The 6,000-nt window shown below is 47.7% G+C and carries 5 protein-coding genes and 2 tRNA genes; 4 read left to right on the forward strand and 3 right to left on the reverse strand.

The window, feature by feature from the left end; translation table 11 throughout:
- Positions 1-80: 80 nt before the first annotated feature.
- Together HMPREF9473_RS07715 and HMPREF9473_RS07720 are read left to right on the forward strand one after the other, a co-directional pair.
- Entirely contained in the window at positions 81-827 is a 747-nt protein-coding gene (locus HMPREF9473_RS07715) for a CPBP family intramembrane glutamic endopeptidase (RefSeq protein ID WP_006779522.1), read from the forward strand.
- Positions 824-1,843 (forward strand): glycosyltransferase family 2 protein, encoded by a 1,020-nt coding sequence (locus HMPREF9473_RS07720; protein WP_006779523.1) that lies wholly within the window; start codon positions 824-826, stop codon positions 1,841-1,843. Before HMPREF9473_RS07715 ends, HMPREF9473_RS07720 begins: the two co-directional genes overlap by 4 nt.
- A 71-nt stretch (positions 1,844-1,914) precedes the next feature.
- Here HMPREF9473_RS07720 and HMPREF9473_RS07725 read toward each other — a convergent pair whose 3' ends face one another.
- Positions 1,915-2,574, reverse strand: coding sequence for a phosphatase PAP2 family protein (locus HMPREF9473_RS07725; RefSeq protein WP_006779524.1), 660 nt, complete (start codon positions 2,572-2,574; stop codon positions 1,915-1,917).
- Between the two features lie 284 nt (positions 2,575-2,858).
- Here HMPREF9473_RS07725 and HMPREF9473_RS07730 point away from each other — a divergent pair, with 284 nt between their 5' ends.
- The gene (locus HMPREF9473_RS07730) at positions 2,859-4,055 is read left to right on the forward strand and encodes an NADP-dependent isocitrate dehydrogenase (RefSeq protein WP_006779525.1); all 1,197 of its coding nucleotides are present in this window, start codon (positions 2,859-2,861) and stop codon (positions 4,053-4,055) included.
- A gap of 124 nt (positions 4,056-4,179) precedes the next feature.
- Here the strand turns inward: HMPREF9473_RS07730 and HMPREF9473_RS07735 are convergent.
- Together HMPREF9473_RS07735 and HMPREF9473_RS07740 are read right to left on the reverse strand one after the other, a co-directional pair.
- Positions 4,180-4,253: transfer RNA gene (locus HMPREF9473_RS07735), tRNA-Met, on the reverse strand.
- 24 nt (positions 4,254-4,277) lie between these two features.
- Positions 4,278-4,350: transfer RNA gene (locus tag HMPREF9473_RS07740), tRNA-Val, on the reverse strand.
- 395 nt (positions 4,351-4,745) lie between these two features.
- Between HMPREF9473_RS07740 and HMPREF9473_RS07745 the strand changes: the two genes are divergently transcribed.
- The gene (locus HMPREF9473_RS07745; protein ID WP_006779526.1) at positions 4,746-5,642 is read left to right on the forward strand and encodes a tyrosine-type recombinase/integrase; all 897 of its coding nucleotides are present in this window, start codon (positions 4,746-4,748) and stop codon (positions 5,640-5,642) included.
- Positions 5,643-6,000 lie beyond the last annotated feature (358 nt).

Consider the following 6,000-nt stretch of genomic DNA (forward strand, 5'->3'; position numbering starts at 1 on the left):
AAAAAGCAACATTTATGTGTGAAGTTGTGCTATACTCTATAACAAAGCAGTCGAGATAAGCGGAAAAAGGAGACAGGAGCATGAGGCATGTCTGGCGTGTGTTATATCCCATATTGATTTATTTTGCAATCACGGTGGTGGTGCTGATGCTGTCCCCCTGGGAGGACGCTGTCATCAATACCATGCTGGCCGCGCTGGTCACCATACCGGTGCTGGGACAGATATTTCACAGAGAGCAGCTGATGAGGGGGAAATCCCTGTTAGCTGGCGGCTTGTCGGGAAAGCAGCTGGCCGGTACCGTCGTGTTTGGAATGAGCGCCTGTATTGCCCTCAATAATATCATCAGCATCAGCAATCTGGCTCTGTACTTTCCGGGATTTGAAGAGGTTTCCATGGCGCTTTACAGCCCGCCCCTTCTGCTCCAGATTGTCGCCATCGGTCTGGTGATACCTGTTGTGGAGGAATTGATTTTCCGCGGTCTGGGGTTTGCAAGGCTGCGGGATATCTGTGGATTCTGGCCGGCGGCTTTGGTGTCCGCCCTGATATTTGGCCTGTATCATGGAAATGTGGTCCAGTTTGTCTATGCCGGTTTCCTGGGACTTGCCCTGTGCTGGGTGTACGAGCAGACGGGAAGTTTCCTGGCCCCGGTGGTGTTCCACCAGGCGGCCAATCTGGTATCCGTCTTATTTACGTCGGTTTTGGGTGAAGAGTATGAAGCATTTGGCAGAGGAATATCGTTATATATCATAACACTGGCTGCGTTTGCTCTGGCAGTCCTGGCGGCCAGAGAGATGAAGAAGAGTGCACGTAAGGAGGAACTGAGTTGAAATTATTATCCGTAGCAATCCCATGCTACAATTCCGAAAATTATATGAGACACTGTATTGACAGTCTGTTAGTCGGCGGGGACGAGGTGGAAATCATCATCGTGGATGACGGCTCCACCAAGGATAGAACCGCCCAGATAGCCGATGAATATGAGAGAAAGTATCCCAGTATCTGCCGCGCCATCCACCAGGAGAACGGCGGCCACGGCGAGGCGGTGAACACAGGGCTTCGCAATGCCACCGGCATTTTCTACAAGGTGGTGGACAGCGACGACTGGGTGGACGAGGAGGCATTTCACGAGGTGCTGCGCACCCTGCGGCGTTTCGTCTACGGCAACCAGACGCTGGATATGCTGATCAGTAACTTCGTCTATGAGAAAGAGGGGGCCAAGCGGAAAAAGGTGATGAACTACAATACCGCCCTTCCGAAAAATGAAGTGATAACCTGGAGTGACGTCAAGCTGTTCATGCTGGGCCAGTACATTCTGATGCATTCCGTCATTTACCGGACGGAGCTTCTGCGGGAATGCGGGCTGGAGCTGCCGAAGCACACCTTCTATGTGGACAACATTTTCGTGTATCAGCCCCTGCCTCATGTGAAGACCATGTACTACCTGGACGTGAATTTCTACCGCTATTATATAGGAAGAGAAGACCAGTCGGTGAATGAGTCGGTGATGATTGGGCGGATTGACCAGCAGATTCGGGTGACGAAGCTGATGCTCGATTATTACGATGTCACCAAGATTCAGAACCGGAAGCTGCGCCATTACATGATTCAGTATCTGGAGATTATGATGGTGGTGTCCTCGATTCTGGCCATCCGTTCCGGCACGGAGGAGAATCTGGCCAAGAAGAAGGAACTGTGGCAGTATTTGAGACAGAGCAATTTTGCACTGTTTATGCGTCTGCGTTGGGGATTTTTGGGCCAGGGCATGAACCTGCCGGGCAAGGGCGGAAGACAGCTCACCATCGCGGGCTACAAGATTACCAGAAAGTTTTATGGATTTAATTAATACAAAAACGAAAGCCTGGCAGGCATAAGAACCTGTCAGGCTTTTTAAATGATATCTGTCTGAAATTCGATTTATCCCAGCGCCTTTCGCGCGACCTTCTGTCTCTGGTAAGCCGGGCTGTATACAAATGGATACAGCAGGTAAGCCATCACCAGGGAGCCGGCCACATCCACAACGGAATGCTGCTTCAACACCACGGTCGCCATACAGATGGCAATCATCAGGATAAAAGAAGCGTTGCAGACCCAGCGTTTCTTCCGCAGGGATTCGCTGTGCATCACGGCGATGTGAACGCCGATGGAGTTAAACACGTGAATGCTGGGGAAAATGTTGGTGGAAGTATCTGCCGCGTGGAGATAAAACACCAGCTTGGAGCAAAAATTCTTATCCGGGTCCACCAGGGTCCGCAGATCCGTTCCATTTGGGAAAATGGTACAGATGAGAAGGCTGATGGTCATACCCGTAAACAGGTAGGCACACAACCGGTAATAGTCCTGCTTGTTGGTAAAGAAGAAAAACAGGATGGTTCCGGCCACGTAGGCAAACCATAACAGGTAGGGGATGATAAAATATTCATTAAAGGGAATCATATCATCCAGTCTCGTATGGAGCACGTAATAATCTCTAGTTACGGTTTTTTCCAGATACAAGAACCAGGGGAGATAGATAAACGCGTAGGAGAGTATCCATGCGTGTTTATATTTTTTAACAAAAGTCCTGAGTTGTTCCATGAAACCGCCTTCTTTCGAGAAATGGTTAACCTGGTACCTTACATATTTCTATACTTTATAACATTTTCGGATTATATCACAATTAGGCAGTAACAGCAAGGGTGTTTAGAAAATGTTAAGATAAAGTTACACATTTCTACTATATGTTGAAAACTGGAATTTCATTCCGAAAAAATTATGGCAATATTTAAAAAAATATGGCCGGTTCCGGCGATTTCTGCTTGTGTGAACGTCCAAATCGTCGTATACTAAATTCCAGGTACAAAAACAAGGAGGACGATAGCGTGGATAAGATTAAAATGACAACCCCCATTGTTGAGATGGATGGCGACGAGATGACCAGGATTTTGTGGCAGATGATTAAAGACGATTTGCTGCTGCCATTCATTGATTTGAAGACAGAGTACTATGATTTGGGCCTGGAGCACCGCAACGAGACGGACGACCAGGTGACCGTAGACTCCGCTCTGGCTACCAAGAAGTACAAGGTGGCAGTCAAATGTGCGACTATTACGCCAAACGCCGCCCGTGTGGAGGAGTACAACTTAAAGGAAATGTGGAAGAGCCCCAACGGTACCATCCGTGCGATTCTGGACGGAACGGTATTCCGTGCGCCGATTGTGGTGAAGGGGATTGAGCCCTGCGTGAAAAACTGGGTGAAGCCGATCACCATCGCGAGACATGCATACGGTGACGTGTACAAAAATGCGGAGATGAAGATACCGGGAGCCGGAAAAGCCGAGCTGGTTTACACCGCCGCGGACGGAACGGAGACCAGGGAGCTGATTCACGATTTCACCGGCGCCGGCATTATCCAGGGAATACATAATATCAATGACTCCATCGAGAGCTTTGCGAGAAGCTGTTTCAACTATGCGCTGGATATCAAACAGGATTTGTGGTTCGCCACCAAGGATACGATTTCCAAGAAGTATGACCATACCTTCAAGGATATTTTCCAGGAGATTTTTGACGCGGAGTACGCGAAGAAGTTTGAGGAGGCGGGCATCACTTATTTCTACACGCTGATTGATGACGCGGTGGCCCGTGTGATGAAGTCCGAGGGCGGATATATCTGGGCCTGCAAGAACTATGACGGGGATGTGATGAGCGACATGATTTCCTCCGCCTTCGGTTCTCTGGCGATGATGACTTCCGTGCTGGTATCTCCGGAGGGATACTACGAGTATGAGGCGGCCCACGGAACGGTGCAGAGACATTACTACAAGCACCTGAAAGGGGAGGAGACCTCCACCAACTCCGTGGCAACGATATTCGCATGGAGCGGCGCTCTTCGCAAACGCGGGGAGATGGACGGATTGAAGGATTTGATGGAGTTTGCGGACAGACTGGAGAAGGCGACCATCGATACGATTGAGGCGGGAGAGATGACCAAAGATTTGGCCCTCATCACCTCCATTCCGAATCCGGTGGTGTTAAACAGTGAGGAATTTATTAAGGCGATTGCAAAGAGACTGTAAGTTGGAAATAAAGAATTAAAAATCAAGAAAGAGGGTGGCCAGGCGGTCATCCTCTTTTTAACGGGAAATGTTCAGGTAAAGCAAAAACCCCTGAAAATGTAACATTTTCAAGGGCTTACCGTAGTAGCGGAAAAAGGACTTGAACCTTCGACACCACGGGTATGAACCGTGTGCTCTAGCCAGCTGAGCTATTCCGCCATATTAGATGATTTTGAAAAGATATGGGACCTATAGGGCTCGAACCTATGACCCTCTGCTTGTAAGGCAGATGCTCTCCCAGCTGAGCTAAGATCCCATAGTCACCGCCGCGTCTAACTCGCGACTGCTTAGATAGTATAAATGGATTTGTCCGAATTGTCAATACTTTTTCTACAATAATTTTACAGAAATTATGATATACTACATTCATTCACACAGAGATTCCACTCTGTGAGCAATCTTCGGCGCAAGCCGTTGCGGTCAGTTCGGCCAGAGAATCACACCTATATCAATTTGCAGGTTAGTAACACCGTCATTTACCCCCGGCTATTTTGTGGTATCCGGGAAGAGAAAAGGGAGGGATGGCCTTATGCCAGTCATTTGCTGATAAAAGAGTAAAATGAAGAATTGCCAGGATTTCCTTGCAATTTTTTCCATTTCCATTTAAAGTAGAAAATAGAACAGAATAATACGAAGGAGGATTTTTTTATCATGGAAGAACGCAATAATATGAATGTTTTCACCAATGAAATGATTGACAAGTACGGACAGTATTTAAAAGAAGAGGAGAAAGGTCGTGCTACGGTGGAGAAGTATGTTCGGGATGTGAGGAAATTCCGGGAGTATCTGAACTTGTCAGGGAGAAATAAATCAGATAAAACGGAATCAGATAGCAAGAGATTTGATAAAGAGACAGTTCTGGAATATAAGCAGTATCTGAACGAGCATTACAAAACCACCAGCGCCAATTCTATGCTGGCGGCTATCAACAGTTTTTTCGAATATCTGGGATGTGAGGAGTATAAAGTCAAGCTGTTCCGGATTCAGCGGATGCTGTTTAGCGAGCCGGAGAGAGAACTGACAGAGAAAGATTATGAACGGCTGGTCCGGGCGGCTGAGCGAAAAAGCGACAGCCGGATGAGCATGCTGCTGCAGACCATAGGAAGTACCGGAATCCGTATCAGCGAACTCCGCTTCATCACAGTGGAATCGCTGGCAGCTGGCCGGGCCAATATTTATAATAAAGGGAAATCCAGAGTCGCCCTGCTTTCGGTGGAACTGACGAGGATGCTGAAAAAATACTGTAAAAAAGTGGGCATTACACAAGGAAGCATTTTTATCACGAAAAGCGGAAAGCCGATGGACCGGAGCAATATCAGTAAGAAGATGAAGGAGTTGGGCCGGGAAGCCGGAGTGGACGAGAGAAAAGTATTCCCCCATAACTTCCGCCACTTGTTTGCCAGAATCTTTTACCGTATTGAAAAAGATGTCGTCCGCTTGATGGACCTGCTTGGGCATTCCAGTATCAATACAACGCGAATCTATACCATGACTACGGAGGAGCAGCCAAGGCGGCAGATGTCGCGGATGAAGATGGTCCTGGGTTAGCGAAAGGCGGCAGATGAAAGTATTCATGATTTGCGCGTCAAATACAGAAATAAAAAATACCCCATAATTGGTATTATGCGGTATCTAAAACATCTAACAGAAGGGATCAACCTTCGTAATATAGTCTATTATACCCACTTTCGTAAAAATTAGCAAGGTTTGAGTTGGAAAAAATTAGTATTTTACGTATGAAAAGAACGCAAAAATAATGCTTCCGTGGGTATGGATACCGGCGGCCGGGCGTTGGGAGTCTGACGGCCTGTTTGGCGTGCAGGGAACCGGCCACGAACCGGGAGAGCCGGTATATCCAAGTCAGAAACATTTCCCATCTCAATGGAGTTTATCAAAAAATACAGTC

The sequence above is a fragment of the Hungatella hathewayi WAL-18680 genome, assembly GCF_000235505.1.
GTDB classification, from domain to species: Bacteria; Bacillota; Clostridia; order Lachnospirales; family Lachnospiraceae; genus Hungatella_A; species Hungatella_A hathewayi_A.

Bases quoted from the DNA above. Each gene is read 5' to 3' on its own strand.
- HMPREF9473_RS07715 (WP_006779522.1), top strand. From the start codon at position 81: ATGAGGCATGTCTGGCGTGTGTTATATCCCATATTGATTTATTTTGCA.
- HMPREF9473_RS07725 (WP_006779524.1), bottom strand. From the start codon at position 2,574: ATGGAACAACTCAGGACTTTTGTTAAAAAATATAAACACGCATGGATA.
- HMPREF9473_RS07745 (WP_006779526.1), top strand. From the start codon at position 4,746: ATGGAAGAACGCAATAATATGAATGTTTTCACCAATGAAATGATTGAC.